The organism is Mucilaginibacter boryungensis (assembly GCF_015221995.1).
Lineage (GTDB): Bacteria > Bacteroidota > Bacteroidia > Sphingobacteriales > Sphingobacteriaceae > Mucilaginibacter > Mucilaginibacter boryungensis.
Genome location: NZ_JADFFM010000002.1, coordinates 1,577,133 through 1,592,439, shown reverse-complemented (window position 1 = coordinate 1,592,439; position 15,307 = coordinate 1,577,133). Strand labels below are relative to the sequence as shown.

The window sequence follows — 15,307 nt, the reverse complement described above, 5'->3', positions numbered from 1 at the left end:
TATTTTTATAAATTATGTCATTTCGAAACGTAGTGAGAAATCTTATACTGTTTGATTTGTCGCGCGTATAAGATTTCTCCTCGTACCTCGTTCGAAATGACATTTCGTTTATTTTGTTTTTATATCATTCGCAATTGGCATTCCACACTTCGCATTTACCCTAATTCGCGCCCACGTTTATTAAATCAGCAAATACACCGGCGGCGGTAACCTCGGCGCCGGCGCCGGGGCCCTTTACCACCATTGGGCGGTCTTTGTAGCGATCGGTATTAAAGGCTATAATGTTATCGCTGCCGCTCATGGTATAAAACGGGTGTTCCGCATCTACCATTTGCAGGCTGATACTGGCTTTGCCATTTTCCAGTTTACCAATGTAGCGCAATACCTTATTCCCGCTTTCAGCCTCGTTTTTCAGGTTATCGAAGAAGGCGTTCTCGGCTTTCAGTGTCGCATAAAAATCTTCCACGGTGGCGGCGTCTAAACTGGCTTGCGGTAGTATATTGTCTATCTGCACATCGGTGGCTTCCATTTGGTAACCGGCGTCGCGGGCCAGTATCAGCATTTTTCGCATAAAGTCGGTACCACGCAAATCATCACGCGGGTCAGGTTCGGTATAGCCTAATTCCTGCGCCATTTTTACCACATCATGGAAGTTAGCGTCGCCTTTAAAGTTGTTGAAAATAAAGGATATAGTCCCCGAAAGGATAGCCTCTATCTTCTGCAGCCTATCGCCGCTGGCCATCAGGTCTTTTAATGTGCGGATGATTGGCAAGCCTGCGCCAACATTGGTCTCATAAAAGAAGTCGACACCGTGCGCACGGGCAGCATCATGAAAGGCTTTGTACTGGTTATATTTACCCGAGTTGCCTATTTTATTACAGGTAACTACCGATATATTCGATTTAAAAATACCTTCGTAAAACTCAATAGGTTTTGGACTGGCCGTATTATCAATAAATACGCAGTTTGGCAGGTTTAGGCTCTTCATGCGGGCCACAAACTCGGCCAGGTCGGCTTGTTCGCCTTTGCTTTGCAGTGTATCTTCCCAGGTGTCCAGATCGAACCCATCAGTATCGAATGCCATTTTACGGGTGTTACTAATACCGGCTATTTTTACCTGTATGCCATTATTCTCTTCCAAGAACCCTTTATGCTGATTTAACTGCCTGAATAAAGTTTTGCCGATATTACCCGTACCTAAGCAAAAGGCATGCAGGGTTTTATTCAATTGACTAAAGAAGGCATCGTGCACAGCATTCAGCGCCTTGGCCAGGTCCTTGCCAGAGATGATCACCGAGATATTATATTCTGACGAACCTTGCGCAATGGCGCGGACATTCACACCGTTACGGCCCAGCGCATGGAACAATTTACCCGACATACCAGGCGTTTGCTTCATGTTTTCGCCCACAATGGCCAGCACCGACAGATCTTCTTCTATCACCGGATATTCCAATTTTTTAGCTAAAAGCTCCAGTTCAAACTCTTGCTCTATCAGTTGTTTAGCACGCCCGGCATCGTGAGGCTGCACCGCGAAGGTGATGCTATGTTCAGATGATGACTGAGTGATGAGTATCACGTTGATCTGCTCGCGGGCCAGCAGCGAGAATAGCCTGCCGCTAAAGCCTGCTTTGCCTACCATGCCGCTCCCCTCCAGATTGATGATGCTGATCTTATTCACCGATGAGATACCCTTGATAGCCAAACCGGATGCTTTGCAATCCGACCGGATCACTGTGCCTTCAAATGCGGTATCGAAAGTGTTTTTAATTACGATAGGGATTTTCTTCAGGAAAGCCGGTATCATGGTTGGCGGGTAGATCACCTTCGCGCCGAAGTAAGAAAGCTCCATCGCCTCGGTATAACTCAATTCGGGCAGCGAAAAGGCTTTTTTAACCATGCGCGGGTCGGCGGTCATCATACCGTTCACGTCGGTCCATATCTCAATTTCACTGGCATTCAGTATCGAACCAAAAAGCGCCGCAGTATAATCGCTGCCGCCACGGCCCAGTGTGGTTACATTACCGGCATCGTTACTGGCAATAAAACCGGTGGCGAATAAGATTTTGCCGGGATTAGCTGCATACAGATCTTTTACCAAAATGCCGGTCAGGTCCATATTAACCTTGGCCTGCCCGTAGGCGCTGTCGGTTTTAATCACTTCGGTAGCATCAACAAATACACAGCCCGGAAAATATTGCAAACCTATGCGGCTGATCATCAATGTTGAACAGCGTTCGCCATAACTCAGTATCAGGTCGCGGCTTTTGGGGGTAAGTTCGCGCAGGGTCAGCACACCTTGCAGCAAATCTTCCAGTTGGTTAAAGTATAGCTTAAGGCGGGTAAATACCGGGTTTTGCTGCTGCACATCCAGCAGTTCTTTAACTACCGAAAAATGGCGGGTTTCCAATTCAGCTAGGTGAGCGGTAAAATCTTTACCGTTTGCAGCATTTTCGGCCATCTCGGCCAGCAGGTTCGTTACCCCGCTCATAGCAGATAGCACTACTACCGGAGCACCGTTGCTTAGGTCCTCTTGTTTTAATATATCAATTACAGTGCTGATGCTTTGCGCGCTGCCTACCGATGTCCCTCCGAATTTTAAAACTTTCATTATTAGCGTTATTCAATTGTGTTAAACAAAAACGCCTTCCTCTTTGCTGGAGGAAGGCGTTTTTGTGGTTCTGTATCTGTTACACCAAACGATTATCTTCCTCCAAGGTTTATCCCGGTGGTAATAATAATTGTTGTTATGGTGTTGTTAATTATCATGCTTTTTAATGACGACAAATTAAGTAGATTAATATTAAAGATGCAAGAAAAAAGAATAATATTTTTTATGACGGCAAAAAACAGGGTAAAACAGCAGGATAATTTTACTATGCATGCATAATTAAGAATATTGTTTTGAAGACAGAAGTGGGTTGTTAAATCCTGTCTTCCTTTCAATCGGTTTAATCATGGTTCAGACTATTTCCGTAATTTTACCCCCTATGCAGGGACTCATCATAAAATCTACCGGAAGCTGGTACCAGGTGCAAACGCCGGATGGCAACCGCTATGAGGCCCGCATTAAGGGCAAGTTCCGTATTAAAGGATTAACTACAACTAACCCCATAGCTGTTGGCGACCAAGTTGATTTTGAGTTTGAACCCGGCAGCGATAACGCCGTGATCAACCACCTGCACCCGCGCAAAAATTATATTATCCGTAAGTCTATCAACCTTTCCAAACAGGCGCAGATCATTGCGGCTAACCTCGATCAGGCTTTTTTGGTGGTTACGCTGGCTTCGCCACGCACGTCGCTGGGTTTTATCGACCGGTTTTTGGTAACTGCCGAGGCTTATGATATCCCGGCTTGCCTGATCTATAACAAACTCGACCTGTTTAGCGACGAAGGCCTGGAAATACTGGCCGACCATAAAAGTATATACGAAAAGATAGGGTATCCCTGTTATGCAGTTTCTGCATTAGAGGGAACTAATATTGAAATTATTCGACAGCTCATCGCCAATAAAACAACCTTGTTTTCAGGCCATTCAGGTGTGGGAAAATCAAGTCTCATTAATGCTTTGCTGCCCGAACTGGCCATCCGTACAGGAGAGGTATCCGACTGGAGCGATAAGGGCATGCACACTACCACTTTTGCCGAAATGCACGAATTGCCCGGCGGCGGTTTTATTGTAGACACGCCCGGCATACGCGAATTAGGCGTGATAGATATTGAAAAAGGCGAGTTAAGCCATTTCTTCCCCGAAATGCGCGAACGTATGAACCAGTGCCGTTTTAACAACTGCCGTCATATTAACGAGCCTGGCTGCGCCATAGTTGCCTCGGTTGAGGCTGGCGAGATTGAACTATCCCGTTACGAAAGTTACCTGAGTATTTACCACGGTAACGATACCAGGGCTTAATTAATTGAACCTGTAGCGAAACCGGAGATAAGTACGTATTAACTATAAACCATCAATCACTAATCTAATCATGGCTTTCAACCTTAAACCACTTTCATTTGCAGCGGGCTTGCTGCTTTTACTTAGTTCGTGCGCAACGGTTTACACACCGGCGCTGTACCATCAGGATATTGCCTATATGCCCAAACCTGCATCGTTTGATTCGGTGAGCACAAAAGTTTATGTCTCTGCTGGCGCTAATATTTATCCCGACGCTTATTTCAAGGATATGGTTTATAGCGGACAGGCCAATTTAAGCGTAGGCCATACTTTTAAGGGCTTTAACATGGCCTACGGCGTTTTCACCGAGCTTGGCGATTATAAAAACAGCGGTCAGGATTATTCGTCTCCCAACTATTTTTCCGACCGTTCTTTTGGAGCGGTGGGTGGCCGGTTCTCGGCTAACTTATACAAGAAATTCGATCATGCCGATTTCCGTTTCATTGGTGTTGAAGCCGCCTATAGTCACGAATATGGCGATTTTGCTACTTTAAAAAAGAATCTTAAGCCTGAAAGCTATTATTATGTTGATCCCAGGACCGACCTGTTTTCGGTAGGGTTAACCAGCGAAGTGCTTTTTAATTCGGCAGAAAACCCGCAGCTACGCCATGGTTTGCGGGGCTTTTTAGGCGTTACGCTTGGGCATAATGAGTTAAACAACACCTTAAATAAGGATGATGAACCAGGCGAAAGGCTATTTCGCGAAGTGTTCCCGAAGTTTAGTTATTTCATCAATTACAAACATCTTTTCGGTATAATTGACGTAGGCAACGGCTTTATGGGCCGCATTGGTTATAGCTTTTAAGGCATTACTAAAACCAATTTATTTATCCTCGACGATTCACCAGGCATACTGGTTGGCAATTGCATAGCCTGGCCATTTTTCCAGATGGTTGCTATCCCCGAATGGCTATAGCCGCCCGCATATACATCCGTTCCATTAACAGCAATGCTTAATGCTGCAGACAGGGCACCCGAGTCGTGGAAAATGACCTGTCCATTTTTCCAAATGGTTGCGCCATTGTTATTGCCGGCAACATATACATCATTGCCCGAAACAGTAATGGCATTGGCTACGGCCTGGCCCTGGGATGCAAGCTGTACCCTAACCCCATTTTTCCAATAAACTGCGGTAACGGTGCTATTGATAACCCCGTTACCGCATAAGTATACATCACTCCCGCTTATGGTCATGGCCGTAGCATCAGAGGATGATGTGGTATCGCGCACTTTTACCAGGGCCCCATTTTTTACATAGCCTGCAACCTGGGTATTGGTGGTTGTAAGGGCATTGGTCAGCAGGTACGTATCGCTGCCGCTAAATGCCAGGTCCAGATAATCCCGAATGCCCGCTATAGGGGGTAACGTTATAGCTACATCGTTTTTCCAGATTACCGGATAAGTGCTGGTACTTGTACCAGCAAAGCCAAACATGTAGGTATCGTCCCCGCGGAAAGCAATGCGTTTTATGGTGCTGGCTGCAAATCCCGCCGAAACGTCCTTTAAACCGCCATTTTTCCAGTAGGCAGCCCGGGCCATACCATTGGTGCCGGTAAGCGAGCCTGCTGTATAAATAGCTGTACCGTGTAGTGCAATGGTATTTGTTAAAGCATTAGCAGAGATAGGAGCCTGTAGCGACATAAACTGCCCGTTCTTCCAGTAAGCAGGTGTGGAAATATTGGCCATGCTGACACTACCCAGGGCAAAAATGTCAAAAGAAGGTTTGGGTGCTGCGCCTTTTTTACAGGCTGATAAAAGAACAATAACTAATGTAAGGCAAAACGTAATATTTCTGGTAGATAACATAATAAGTATAATGGTTATTAATTTATTTGATCTTGTCCTTAGACACCTGCTAATACCGCCTTTTTATTAATTAGGTTGCCTCTTAATACGACGCGGACTTTGTTTTGGATAAATCGGTAGGTAAAGGATCATCACACCCCAATTCTATAAAATAGAAATAAAGTGTTTACCTTTCTCTCGTGCCACAAAAGCGGACAACAGGCACTAATTTTTTATTTTGATAAAATATGCGTGCAGTATTACAACGTGTTTCTGAAGCCAAATGCACGGTTGACGGCCATATTACCGGGCAAATAAATAATGGCTTTTTAGTTTTATTAGGGATAGAAGATGCCGATACCGGCGAGGACTTGCATTGGCTGGCGCAGAAGATTGCAGGCATGCGCATATTTGGCGATGAGAATGGTTTGATGAACAAAAGCCTGGCAGATGTGGATGGCGACATCCTGCTTATCTCACAATTTACCCTTTTTGCCCAGACAAAAAAAGGCAACCGGCCCTCGTTTATCCGTGCGGCCAGGCCAGATAAGGCTGTCCCCCTGTACGAGCAGATGATAGAAGTGCTAACACAACTTACCGGTAAAAAAATTGCCACCGGCATATTTGGTGCCGATATGAAAATTAGCCTGGTGAACGATGGCCCTGTTACTATAATAATGGATACAAAAGATAAAGACAACCATTAACAACTATGACGATAGAAGAAGCCCAGCAATTAGTAGATAACTGGATAAAAACCACAGGTGTCCGCTATTTTAACGAACTAACTAATACCGCCATGCTGATGGAAGAAGTTGGCGAGGTAGCCCGTATTATGGCCCGGCAATATGGTGAACAATCGTTTAAAAAATCGGATACCGAAGTTAACCTGGCCGATGAAATGGCCGATGTGCTGTTTGTGCTGATTTGCCTGGCTAACCAAACCGGCATTAACCTTACCGAGGCGCTGGAAAAAAACCTGGAAAAGAAAACCATCCGCGATGCCAACCGTCACAGGGATAACGAAAAGTTACAATAGTTATATGCTTTAAAATTAAAGGCCAGCCATCGGGATTATGATGATTGACCATTTTAAGAATATGTTATAACGCCAATAAAGCCTTATTTAATCGCCTCCAATTTTACGCAAAGCTCGAAGCGCTCTTTATTTTCAACCAGTTTAAACATAGGGTCTGGCGAATCGTTAAATTCGATTTGGCGAATGTTTCTAAATCCAACTTTTTGAAGCTCGTTAATGGCTGATTCATTATCCCAAAGCCACAGGTGACCCAGGTAGCCAAACGCCTGTTTAGCACGGCCCTTTAAAGTAGCCGGGCGCTCGTCCATTCCCATAATGGTTCTTTTGATAAACCGGATACAAGCTTCAGGATCACCTTTTGCCTTATCGGCAAGATAATCGTCAACCAATACTTTAATATCCGGCATAATTAACCTGAATGTGCCACCCGGTTTCAGCATTTTATAAGTATTGGCAATTGCTTTCCTAAAATCACCTAACGACATATGTTCAAGCACGTGCGAGCAATAGGCCCCATCAACCGAGTTGTCTTGTATCCCGGGCAAGCCCTTAGTAATATCGCCGTATTGCACGTTTTTATCAAAAACCTGCCCAAGGTTACTGCGCAGTAACCAACCCAGTACCGGCGTATTCTGGATACGTAACGTTGGCGAAACATCAAAGTTTTTCCACTCGGGCGGGGCACATTGTCCGCATCCATAATGCACGTACAATTTATTATCGTTCATTTGTTGTTAAGCAGGGCTTTATTTTGTTAAAGTGAATCAGGCAAATTTAAATCAAGTAATCTGTATCAAAAATATTTCAAAAAAAATACTTGTAACTTTAATACTACATCGCATTATTTTATAGGTGCTGCCGGTCGCGCAGGGTTGGGCGGCGGGGTTACCGTTGTTGGCGGCGCGGTTGGCACACGTTTTATCCGGGCGTTCAACTCATCAATAGGCATAGTCAGCATGCGGCCAACAGGCTGCTTGCCACGGTAGGTAATTACCCGCAGCTGTTTAGCATCTTTCGGCACAATTAATGGCGCGGTATATTTTGGATAGAACCTGTCGGGGAATGAATTATCGAAACTGTAATAAATATCCAGGCCGGGAACCTCGGTTGTTAACTCAATCCTCAATTCGTTATTCGGAGCTATGGATGGAAGAAACGAGGGATCGTATACACTTGGCGCATATTTTATTTCCGCCTCATCTAAACGCTGAAAATGACTTTCAACCCGGCTAAAAAAACCTGGCCAGTTTTTTGTCCCTTTGGGCGACCATACCGATTCGGAAATAGCCATGCCACGCGGCCAAAGCATATATTCTACCTGGCGAAAGTTGTATACCTGTTCTGTCCACAGGTTACCCTGGCCGCCTTTTATCAAACTGGCATTTACACCATCGGGCACAGGTTCAAACTGGTAAGCCTTGCTTAAACGCAACGATGCATAAACATGCGGCTCGGTAATACGGTCGGATTGCATATAATCCAGGTAAGCAAAGTCGGTAGGGCTCATTACTACCTCGTGGCCCTGGCGGGCTGCTTCAATACCGCCTTTAACCCCGCGCCAGCTCATTACAGCTGCATTAGGGCCAAGGCCCCCTTCAACAATTTCATCCCAGCCCATAAATTTTTTGCCTTTGCTTTCTACTATTTTTTCCAGGCGTTTTTCAAAATAGGCCTGCACCTCTTTCATGTCCTTTAGGGTATCTTTTACCATTAGGGCTTTTACGGCATCGCTTTGAGCCCAAAAGTTTTTAGCACATTCATCGCCACCCATGTGCATGTAGGGGAATGGGAACAATTGTGCCACTTCGGTTACTACCTTATCTAAAAACTCGTACACTTTCTCGTTAGCCGGGCATAGGGTATTATCAACTAAGGCGGTATTGCCCGTACTGGACCAGTTCATAATTTTTTCGCCCGAGCGTACATGGTATTGGTCTGCGCCCGGCGTGCACGATAGTTCGGGGTACGCCACTACTGCTGCCAGGCTGTGCCCGGGTACATCAATTTCGGGCATAATATTTACATAGCGTTCCTTAGCGTAAGCCACCAGTTCGCGGATATCATCCTGGGTATAAAAGCCGCCATAATCGCGGGGTTCATCAGCCGTTGGGGGTATAAAGGTGCCAAAGTCGCCTACTTTTTTAACGTTCCAGGCGCCCACCTGGGTTAGGCGGGGCAGACTTTTAATTTCTATACGCCAACCTTCGTCATCGGTTAAATGCAGGTGAAGTAGGTTAAACTTGTATTTAACCATATCATCAATAAAGTGCTTCACTTCGGCCTTAGTAAAAAAGTGGCGGGAAACATCAAACATCAGTCCGCGCCAGGCAAAGCGCGGGTAATCGGTTATCTCTACAAAAGGGATCTTCCAGGTTATGCCGGTTACCTTGTCTGCGCTTTCAATTTGTTTAGGCATTAACTGTACCAGTGTTTGTACCCCATAAAACAGGCCTGCCGGCTGGTTAGCTCTAATAACAACCCCTTTTGCTGTTACCGACAGGTGGTACCCTTCCGCACCTATCACAGGGTCGGCCTTGGTGTTTAAAGCAAGCCTGATCACGGCTGGTAAAGCCTGCTGGGTAGCTGTAACAAATATGCCCGCGTTGGTTAATTTGGCAGTAAGGTAATTACTCACCGGCTTTGCAGAGGCTGGCGCCACTATTATTATATTTTTATGCAGCGTAAGGCTGCCCGTATGTTTAACTATGTTAACCGGCTTAGGAATAATGGCCGGTTCGGTGTTGGCAGTTTGCGCTATAACAGCGGTACTAAACAGGCAAATGCCCGTTAGCAGGAATAGTTTTTTCATAGTAGCAGGTAGTTATCCGATTAATTTAGCAGTTCAAGCACTTGCTTTATGCTTTCAACACTTTTAAACCTATCATGTTCAATATTATTATCAATTTGTTCGTGCGCCCAGGTAATGTGGTAGGGCACATGCACGGCATGGCCCCCAACATTTAGTACCGGCAATATATCAGATTTTAACGAATTACCCACCATCATCAACTCGTGCGGTTGTATATCCAGGTGACGGATCAGCTTCATATAATTGGCATCATCTTTTTCAGACATCACTTCGATATGGTGAAAATAATGGCTCAGGCCCGATTTACGCAATTTGCGTTCCTGATCAAGCAGATCGCCTTTGGTGGCTACCACTAAACGGTATTTCCCTTTCAGCGCTGTCAGCACCTCTTCAACACCTTCCAATAATTCAATGGGTTCATCCAGCACCGCCTTGCCTAATTGAATAATACGGTCTACAACATCAATACTAATGGTTTTGTCGGATACCGTCATGGCGGTCTCTATCATCGAGAGGATAAAGCCTTTTACGCCATAACCATACAACGGCAGGTTGCCAATTTCTATTTTCAGCAATTCGCGCTCTATATTATGCTGCGACAGGTAGCCGCTCATTAATTCACAGAAGGCTTCTTCGGTACGTCTGAAATAAGGTTCGTTCACCCAAAGGGTATCATCGGCGTCAAAAGCTATCACTTTTATATCCATGTCGCTAAATTAGTGTCTAAACAATAACAATTATATAAATTGATTCGCATTTGATGAAAAAGCCTCCGCTTAATCTTCTGCTAACGTATATATACATTTAAAACAAAATATACCCTATTTATCTTTTATATTACACCGTTTTTAATTTCCCCGTAACAGAAACGCCCGCGATGGAAAAAATTGTAAAGATACTTGAGATAACAGACGTAACACATAATGTAAAAGCCTTTAGGATAGAGAAACCTGACGGCTATCGTTTTGAGCCCGGACAAGCTACTGAAGTATCTATTAATAAGCCCGAATGGAAAGACGAAAAACGGCCCTTTACCTTCACCAGCTTAAACGAATGGCCTTATTTGGAATTTACCATTAAAGGCTATCACGACCATGACGGGGTAACCCATAATTTGCACCAGCTAAATGCAGGCGATGAATTAATACTGCGCGATGTTTGGGGTGCTATCCAGTATAAAACTGATGGTTATTTTATAGCCGGCGGGGCAGGTATTACACCCTTTATAGCAATATTGCGCCATTTGCATAAAGACCGTAAACTACGCACTAACCAGCTTTTTTTTGCCAATAAAACTGAAAAAGATATTATTTACCACCACGAACTGGACGCCATGCTGGGTAAAAATGCGCAGTATATCCTATCGGTCGAGCAAAACCCCAAATATGACAGCGGGCACATTGACAAAGCTTACCTTACCAAGCACGTTAAAGATTTCAGTAAGCCATTTTATGTTTGCGGACCTGATGAGATGGTGAATGGAATAGTAGCGATATTAAAGGAATTGGGCGCCGACCCCGATTCAGTGGTGTTTGAAAAGTAACTACAGCTGCTTCTCGTAACAATAAAAGCGCATACCGGGGCGAAACTCCAGGCCTATTTCTCCGGCGAACACGTAACCGGTTTTAATAAACAGATTCTGCGCAATAGTATTCTGACTGTTGGTATCGATCCTTAAAAATTTGATCCCCCTGCGAATAGCTTCTTTCTCGGCTTGTTGCATTAACGCTACAGCAATACCCTGCCCTTTATAACGCGGACTAACAGCCAGCCGGTGTACCACAATAGCGGTTTCACTAATATCTAAACCAACCTGTGCATATTCAGGGTATTGTTCGGTAGTGATAGCAGCAACACCTGCAATTTCGCCCGCTACATCGGCTAACCAAAGCTGGTTTACATTAATATCCTGTTCAAAAACGGCGGGGTTAGGATAAGTATTGTCCCACTGTAAATTCCCAACGGCACGCATTTGGGGGACAACCTCTGCAATTACCTGCATAATAGCAGGGATATCGTTTAATGTGGCAACACGTATTTGCATGGGTGCAAAATAAGAAAATTTGACTCACCCCGCGACATTTCATGTGCGACCCTCTCTTCGCTTGCGGCGAAAAGAGGGTGGGAAGCAGCGCCGACCGGGCGAGTTACACCAACACCTCACAATTATATCCGCATGTGCGGAGCAGGTGCTTTGTTTTTTCGGTACAAATGTTCTCCCCTTCAACGCGCAGCACCCTGTCGCAATCCTCCAGATCGAAGTTTACGCGGCTGCCCGGGAACAGCGATACCAGTTTTGCTACCAGTAAATCAGCTGTTCCTGTTTGTTGTACATCCGTTTTAAAAACCTCTATCATATTGGTTAATTGTTATTGTTCCAGTACCGTTTTTAAGTTTGTAAGGCTGGTGTGCAGGTCTTTTTTTAACGTCTTTTTCAGGTTAAGCACTATGTGCATTAGTTTCATCATAAAATTGCGTTTACCAAAAAAAGCCCAGGTAACTTTGGTTTGCCCGTTGGTCAACCCTTCTGTTGCTATGTACGATTCGGCCTCGCCCTGAAAAGGTTCGATAAACCGCAGGTGATAGTCCACCTTTTTGTTGTCGGTAAGACCGGTAATGGTTTGTTCGCCTTTGCCAACCTGCTTATTATCGCTTTCCCAGGCGTAAAAGAAGCCCACGGTGCCATCGGTGCCTTTAAAGGTTTTGCGCACGTTAGGGTCAATCATTACCCATTTATTGTATGTGCCCTGGTTTTCAAGATATTTTACGTAATTGAACACAGTTGCCACTGGTTTGTTTATTACGATGTCCGTTTCAATCGCATAATCATCGGATGATAGTGCCGCAGCAATAAGTAATACAACGATAATTGCACCGATGATAAGAAAGATGATACTTAGTATGCCCATAACATTTCTGTTTTAATTTTAATTATTAACAGCTGCTTTAGCCGCAAGCCTTTTGTGGTAATAGATGTATGATACTGCCAGCAAGGCAAAAAATATCAGCATGGGCGCAGCTTGCGTCACCGTTGCGCCAGTGGCTAACGATGAATAGGTAGCGCCTATTAAATCGAAGGTAAAACCGGCATAAGCCCATTCTTTCAATTTAGGGAAACCAGGTATCAAAAGCACAATACTACCTAAAACTTTAGCAACACCAATAAACGATACAAAGTAAACCGGGTAACCTAATTGATCGTGCACCATTTTAACGGCTTCGGGTGTGGCCATGGCATCAACAATACCTCCGCCGCCCATTACAAGGCATATCAGCACGGTGCTTATCCAGCATATGATATTTGTTTTTTTCATGATCCTGTTGTTTTAAAGTGATTGGTTTTGGGGCTGCACTTTTACAGTTTCATATTTATTCCAGAATCCATAGGTTACAAACAAATAGGCCAGGAATACCAAAGGCAAAATAACGTATGAAACAGGGTGATGCGAGCAAATGTGGGAGACAAATGCCCCGATAAATGTAAAAGCCAAACCGGCAAACGCCCATTCTTTAACCAATACGTATTTTGTTTGCAATAACGCTACAACCCCCAATAATTTCAGCACACCCAAAAGCGGCATGATATAAATAGGATAACCCAGCTGATGCAATGCATCAATACCCGCCTGTTGTTTGGTAATGCCACCAATGGCATCAAAAGTGGTGAACAGGCATAACAGGATAACCAGCACCCAGTATATAATTTTAATAGTTTTTGGTTTCATGGTTTTAGTATTACTTATTGTAATTCAGCATCCAGCTGATGCCGTATTTATCTTTTACAGCACCAAATATGGCACCCCAAAACTGATCTTTCAACGGATCCATAATAGTACCATCAACAGCCAGTTTATTAAAAAAGGTATTGATCTCTTCTTCGCTGGTACAGGTAATGGCCAATTGTATGATATTGCCGGCAATATGGCCGTTAGGGCCCGACATATCAGAACCCATCATAATAATATCATCGCCATTTGTAAGCGCGGCATGATAAATAGCCCCTTCGGGTGCCGATTGCCAGTATTGCTCCATTGGCGAGCCCTTTACTTCACGAAATTCCAGGTCGCCGCCAAAAATGTCTTTGTAAAACGTCATCGCTTCACGTGTTTTTCCGTTAAAGCCGATGTAGGGATTGATTTTGCTCATGTCTGCTGTTTTTTAAGTTTATATTCCTTTTTTATAAAGATAATTCTGTCACATCACCAGTCACCATGTCGGTACGCATTAGTGCCAGGCATAAAAGTTCGGAAGGGCTTTTATACCATTCAATACAATGCGCCGAGCCATCGAGCCGTTTATCCGCCACCAGTCGATTAAATATATTCATAATCATCATTTCATTCTGCTGCCAGTTCATCAGCGTTTCGCCCAGGTAAAAACCCTTTTGTATACTAAAAGGCGATAGGCCTAATTTTATTCCTTCCCCATCAAAGTTCTCGGAAGCGGCAGCACGGTACCTGATCACCCCATTCTGCGGTTTTGATATTCCAAAAACATCGCGCCCCTCCATATTTTTTACTATCTTATTTAACCGGTCAAAGGCTTCCATTATACCCCTGGGAAACGATTTTGCCTCTACACAAAAAACCTTCACATCATGCTTTATACTATACAACTCCATTTCTAATTAACTGAACAATACAAAATTAGGGCAAAACACCCTGTTAAAAAGGGTGTAAATACGGCATTATGAGGCGGTAAATGCGACAATTGTTTTTTAATTTAGCAATATGAAGCACATATCAATCCTTGTACCGCTTGGGCATACCAGCTTGCCGAATATCGACGGCAGTCACCAGATATTGTCGCAGGTAAACACTTTTATGGCCGACATGGGTAAACCGCCATTATTTAATGTACAGCTGGTGGGGTTAGATAATCATATACCACAACGCAATGGCATGTTTACCATTAAGCCTGATGTACTGGTTACCGATGTGGCAAAAACCGACCTGATCATTATCCCGGCCATGTATGGCGATATTGCTGAGGTAGTGGAAGCGAACAAGGTATTTTTGCCCTGGATAGTTGAGCAATACCAAAAAGGGGCACAAATTGCCAGCTTATGCATTGGGGCTTTTTTCCTCGCATCAACCGGGTTGCTTGACGGCAAGCAGGCGGCCACACATTGGTCGCTGGCGCATGTTTTTCGACAAATATACCCTGACGTGAATTTAGTTGACGATAAGATTATGACCGAAGACGACGGCATTTATACCAGCGGCGGCGCTTATTCGTATCTTAACCTGCTGGTTTACCTGGTTGAGAAGTTTGCGGGGCGCGAAATTGCTATCCTGATCTCTAAATCGTTTATGATCGATATCGATCGGATCAGTCAATCGCCGTTCATCATTTTCCAGGGGCAAAAAGCGCACGAGGATGAGCCGGTAAAAAAAGCACAGGAATTTATTGAAAATAATTTTGCCGATAGAATTACGGTAGACCAGCTTGCGGATATGCTGGCCCTTGGCCGCCGCAGTTTGGAAAGGCGCTTTAAACACGCCACCAGCAATACCGTTACCGAGTATATACAACGCGTAAAGATAGAAGCCGCTAAAAAAAGTTTTGAAAGCAGCCGGAAGAATATTAATGAAGTTATGTACGATGTAGGCTATACCGATACCAAAGCCTTCCGCACCGTATTTAAAAAAGTAACGGGGCTGTCACCGGTGGAGTATAGGAATAAGTATAATAAGGAACTGGCAGCTTAGCCAGGTTGGCAGT

At 44.4% G+C, this 15,307-nt stretch carries 19 protein-coding genes; 7 read left to right on the top strand and 12 right to left on the bottom strand.

Translation table 11 applies throughout. The features are described from left to right. Window positions 1-160: 160 nt before the first annotated feature. The gene (gene thrA / locus IRJ18_RS20020; RefSeq protein ID WP_194108057.1) at window positions 161-2,611 is read right to left on the bottom strand and encodes a bifunctional aspartate kinase/homoserine dehydrogenase I; all 2,451 of its coding nucleotides are present in this window, start codon (window positions 2,609-2,611) and stop codon (window positions 161-163) included. Window positions 2,612-2,629: 18 nt separating this feature from the next. On the opposite strand from thrA, the gene IRJ18_RS20015 reads away from it, so the two are divergent. The 3 genes from IRJ18_RS20015 (at window position 2,630) to IRJ18_RS20005 (ending at window position 4,755) form a co-directional block, all read left to right on the top strand. Beyond that, on the top strand, window positions 2,630-2,890 hold the full coding sequence (locus IRJ18_RS20015) for a hypothetical protein (protein WP_194108056.1): 261 nt from the start codon (window positions 2,630-2,632) through the stop codon (window positions 2,888-2,890). A gap of 100 nt (window positions 2,891-2,990) precedes the next feature. Beyond that, window positions 2,991-3,911, top strand: a complete 921-nt coding sequence (gene rsgA, locus IRJ18_RS20010; protein ID WP_194108055.1) for a ribosome small subunit-dependent GTPase A — start codon at window positions 2,991-2,993, stop codon at window positions 3,909-3,911. Between the two features lie 70 nt (window positions 3,912-3,981). Continuing rightward, on the top strand, window positions 3,982-4,755 hold the full coding sequence (locus IRJ18_RS20005) for a hypothetical protein (protein WP_194108054.1): 774 nt from the start codon (window positions 3,982-3,984) through the stop codon (window positions 4,753-4,755). Here the strand turns inward: IRJ18_RS20005 and IRJ18_RS20000 are convergent. Then, window positions 4,752-5,756, bottom strand: coding sequence for a hypothetical protein (locus IRJ18_RS20000; RefSeq protein WP_194108053.1), 1,005 nt, complete (start codon window positions 5,754-5,756; stop codon window positions 4,752-4,754). The two genes, IRJ18_RS20005 and IRJ18_RS20000, sit on opposite strands and share 4 nt — an antisense overlap. A gap of 227 nt (window positions 5,757-5,983) precedes the next feature. Here IRJ18_RS20000 and dtd point away from each other — a divergent pair, with 227 nt between their 5' ends. Further along, window positions 5,984-6,442, top strand: a complete 459-nt coding sequence (gene dtd, locus IRJ18_RS19995) for a D-aminoacyl-tRNA deacylase (RefSeq protein ID WP_194108052.1) — start codon at window positions 5,984-5,986, stop codon at window positions 6,440-6,442. A 5-nt stretch (window positions 6,443-6,447) separates the two neighbouring features. After that, the gene (locus IRJ18_RS19990) at window positions 6,448-6,774 is read left to right on the top strand and encodes a nucleotide pyrophosphohydrolase (RefSeq protein WP_194108051.1); all 327 of its coding nucleotides are present in this window, start codon (window positions 6,448-6,450) and stop codon (window positions 6,772-6,774) included. An 83-nt stretch (window positions 6,775-6,857) separates the two neighbouring features. Here IRJ18_RS19990 and IRJ18_RS19985 read toward each other — a convergent pair whose 3' ends face one another. From IRJ18_RS19985 to IRJ18_RS19975, 3 genes are all read right to left on the bottom strand, one after another. Further along, complete coding sequence (locus tag IRJ18_RS19985) at window positions 6,858-7,502, bottom strand: class I SAM-dependent methyltransferase (protein ID WP_194108050.1); 645 nt, start codon at window positions 7,500-7,502, stop codon at window positions 6,858-6,860. 113 nt (window positions 7,503-7,615) lie between these two features. Then, window positions 7,616-9,583, bottom strand: a complete 1,968-nt coding sequence (locus tag IRJ18_RS19980; RefSeq protein ID WP_194108049.1) for a beta-N-acetylhexosaminidase — start codon at window positions 9,581-9,583, stop codon at window positions 7,616-7,618. Window positions 9,584-9,603: 20 nt separating this feature from the next. Continuing rightward, window positions 9,604-10,290, bottom strand: coding sequence for an HAD family hydrolase (locus IRJ18_RS19975; protein WP_194108048.1), 687 nt, complete (start codon window positions 10,288-10,290; stop codon window positions 9,604-9,606). Window positions 10,291-10,460: 170 nt separating this feature from the next. Here IRJ18_RS19975 and IRJ18_RS19970 point away from each other — a divergent pair, with 170 nt between their 5' ends. After that, window positions 10,461-11,126, top strand: a complete 666-nt coding sequence (locus tag IRJ18_RS19970; RefSeq protein ID WP_194108047.1) for an FAD-binding oxidoreductase — start codon at window positions 10,461-10,463, stop codon at window positions 11,124-11,126. On the opposite strand, the gene IRJ18_RS19965 is transcribed toward IRJ18_RS19970, so the two are convergent. The 7 genes from IRJ18_RS19965 to IRJ18_RS19935 form a co-directional block, all read right to left on the bottom strand. Next, the gene (locus tag IRJ18_RS19965) at window positions 11,127-11,627 is read right to left on the bottom strand and encodes a GNAT family N-acetyltransferase (protein WP_194108046.1); all 501 of its coding nucleotides are present in this window, start codon (window positions 11,625-11,627) and stop codon (window positions 11,127-11,129) included. Window positions 11,628-11,730: 103 nt separating this feature from the next. Next, a complete protein-coding gene (locus IRJ18_RS19960) occupies window positions 11,731-11,940 on the bottom strand; it encodes a hypothetical protein (protein WP_194108045.1) in 210 nt (69 codons plus the stop codon). Between the two features lie 12 nt (window positions 11,941-11,952). Next, the gene (locus IRJ18_RS19955; RefSeq protein WP_194108044.1) at window positions 11,953-12,492 is read right to left on the bottom strand and encodes an SRPBCC family protein; all 540 of its coding nucleotides are present in this window, start codon (window positions 12,490-12,492) and stop codon (window positions 11,953-11,955) included. 18 nt (window positions 12,493-12,510) lie between these two features. After that, window positions 12,511-12,897: a DoxX family protein gene (locus IRJ18_RS19950; RefSeq protein ID WP_194108043.1), complete on the bottom strand. Its 387-nt coding sequence runs from the start codon at window positions 12,895-12,897 to the stop codon at window positions 12,511-12,513. Window positions 12,898-12,909: 12 nt separating this feature from the next. Next, the gene (locus IRJ18_RS19945) at window positions 12,910-13,308 is read right to left on the bottom strand and encodes a DoxX family protein (RefSeq protein ID WP_194108042.1); all 399 of its coding nucleotides are present in this window, start codon (window positions 13,306-13,308) and stop codon (window positions 12,910-12,912) included. A 10-nt stretch (window positions 13,309-13,318) separates the two neighbouring features. Next, on the bottom strand, window positions 13,319-13,729 hold the full coding sequence (locus IRJ18_RS19940; RefSeq protein WP_194108041.1) for a VOC family protein: 411 nt from the start codon (window positions 13,727-13,729) through the stop codon (window positions 13,319-13,321). Window positions 13,730-13,760: 31 nt separating this feature from the next. Continuing rightward, window positions 13,761-14,204 carry a transcriptional regulator gene (locus tag IRJ18_RS19935; RefSeq protein WP_194108040.1) on the bottom strand — a complete coding sequence of 148 codons (444 nt, stop codon included), beginning with the start codon at window positions 14,202-14,204 and terminating at the stop codon, window positions 13,761-13,763. A 109-nt stretch (window positions 14,205-14,313) separates the two neighbouring features. On the opposite strand from IRJ18_RS19935, the gene IRJ18_RS19930 reads away from it, so the two are divergent. After that, a complete protein-coding gene (locus IRJ18_RS19930) occupies window positions 14,314-15,294 on the top strand; it encodes a GlxA family transcriptional regulator (RefSeq protein WP_194108039.1) in 981 nt (326 codons plus the stop codon). Window positions 15,295-15,307: the final 13 nt, after the last annotated feature.

Coding starts and splice junctions, on each gene's coding strand:
- IRJ18_RS19965 (WP_194108046.1), bottom strand. CDS start 11,627: ATGCAAATACGTGTTGCCACATTAAACGATATCCCTGCTATTATGCAG.
- IRJ18_RS19970 (WP_194108047.1), top strand. CDS start 10,461: ATGGAAAAAATTGTAAAGATACTTGAGATAACAGACGTAACACATAAT.
- IRJ18_RS20000 (WP_194108053.1), bottom strand. CDS start 5,756: ATGTTATCTACCAGAAATATTACGTTTTGCCTTACATTAGTTATTGTT.
- IRJ18_RS19990 (WP_194108051.1), top strand. CDS start 6,448: ATGACGATAGAAGAAGCCCAGCAATTAGTAGATAACTGGATAAAAACC.
- rsgA (WP_194108055.1), top strand. CDS start 2,991: ATGCAGGGACTCATCATAAAATCTACCGGAAGCTGGTACCAGGTGCAA.
- IRJ18_RS19960 (WP_194108045.1), bottom strand. CDS start 11,940: ATGATAGAGGTTTTTAAAACGGATGTACAACAAACAGGAACAGCTGAT.
- IRJ18_RS19935 (WP_194108040.1), bottom strand. CDS start 14,204: ATGGAGTTGTATAGTATAAAGCATGATGTGAAGGTTTTTTGTGTAGAG.
- IRJ18_RS19975 (WP_194108048.1), bottom strand. CDS start 10,290: ATGGATATAAAAGTGATAGCTTTTGACGCCGATGATACCCTTTGGGTG.
- IRJ18_RS19980 (WP_194108049.1), bottom strand. CDS start 9,583: ATGAAAAAACTATTCCTGCTAACGGGCATTTGCCTGTTTAGTACCGCT.
- IRJ18_RS20005 (WP_194108054.1), top strand. CDS start 3,982: ATGGCTTTCAACCTTAAACCACTTTCATTTGCAGCGGGCTTGCTGCTT.
- dtd (WP_194108052.1), top strand. CDS start 5,984: ATGCGTGCAGTATTACAACGTGTTTCTGAAGCCAAATGCACGGTTGAC.
- IRJ18_RS19985 (WP_194108050.1), bottom strand. CDS start 7,502: ATGAACGATAATAAATTGTACGTGCATTATGGATGCGGACAATGTGCC.
- IRJ18_RS19945 (WP_194108042.1), bottom strand. CDS start 13,308: ATGAAACCAAAAACTATTAAAATTATATACTGGGTGCTGGTTATCCTG.
- IRJ18_RS19950 (WP_194108043.1), bottom strand. CDS start 12,897: ATGAAAAAAACAAATATCATATGCTGGATAAGCACCGTGCTGATATGC.
- IRJ18_RS19940 (WP_194108041.1), bottom strand. CDS start 13,729: ATGAGCAAAATCAATCCCTACATCGGCTTTAACGGAAAAACACGTGAA.
- IRJ18_RS19930 (WP_194108039.1), top strand. CDS start 14,314: ATGAAGCACATATCAATCCTTGTACCGCTTGGGCATACCAGCTTGCCG.
- thrA (WP_194108057.1), bottom strand. CDS start 2,611: ATGAAAGTTTTAAAATTCGGAGGGACATCGGTAGGCAGCGCGCAAAGC.
- IRJ18_RS19955 (WP_194108044.1), bottom strand. CDS start 12,492: ATGGGCATACTAAGTATCATCTTTCTTATCATCGGTGCAATTATCGTT.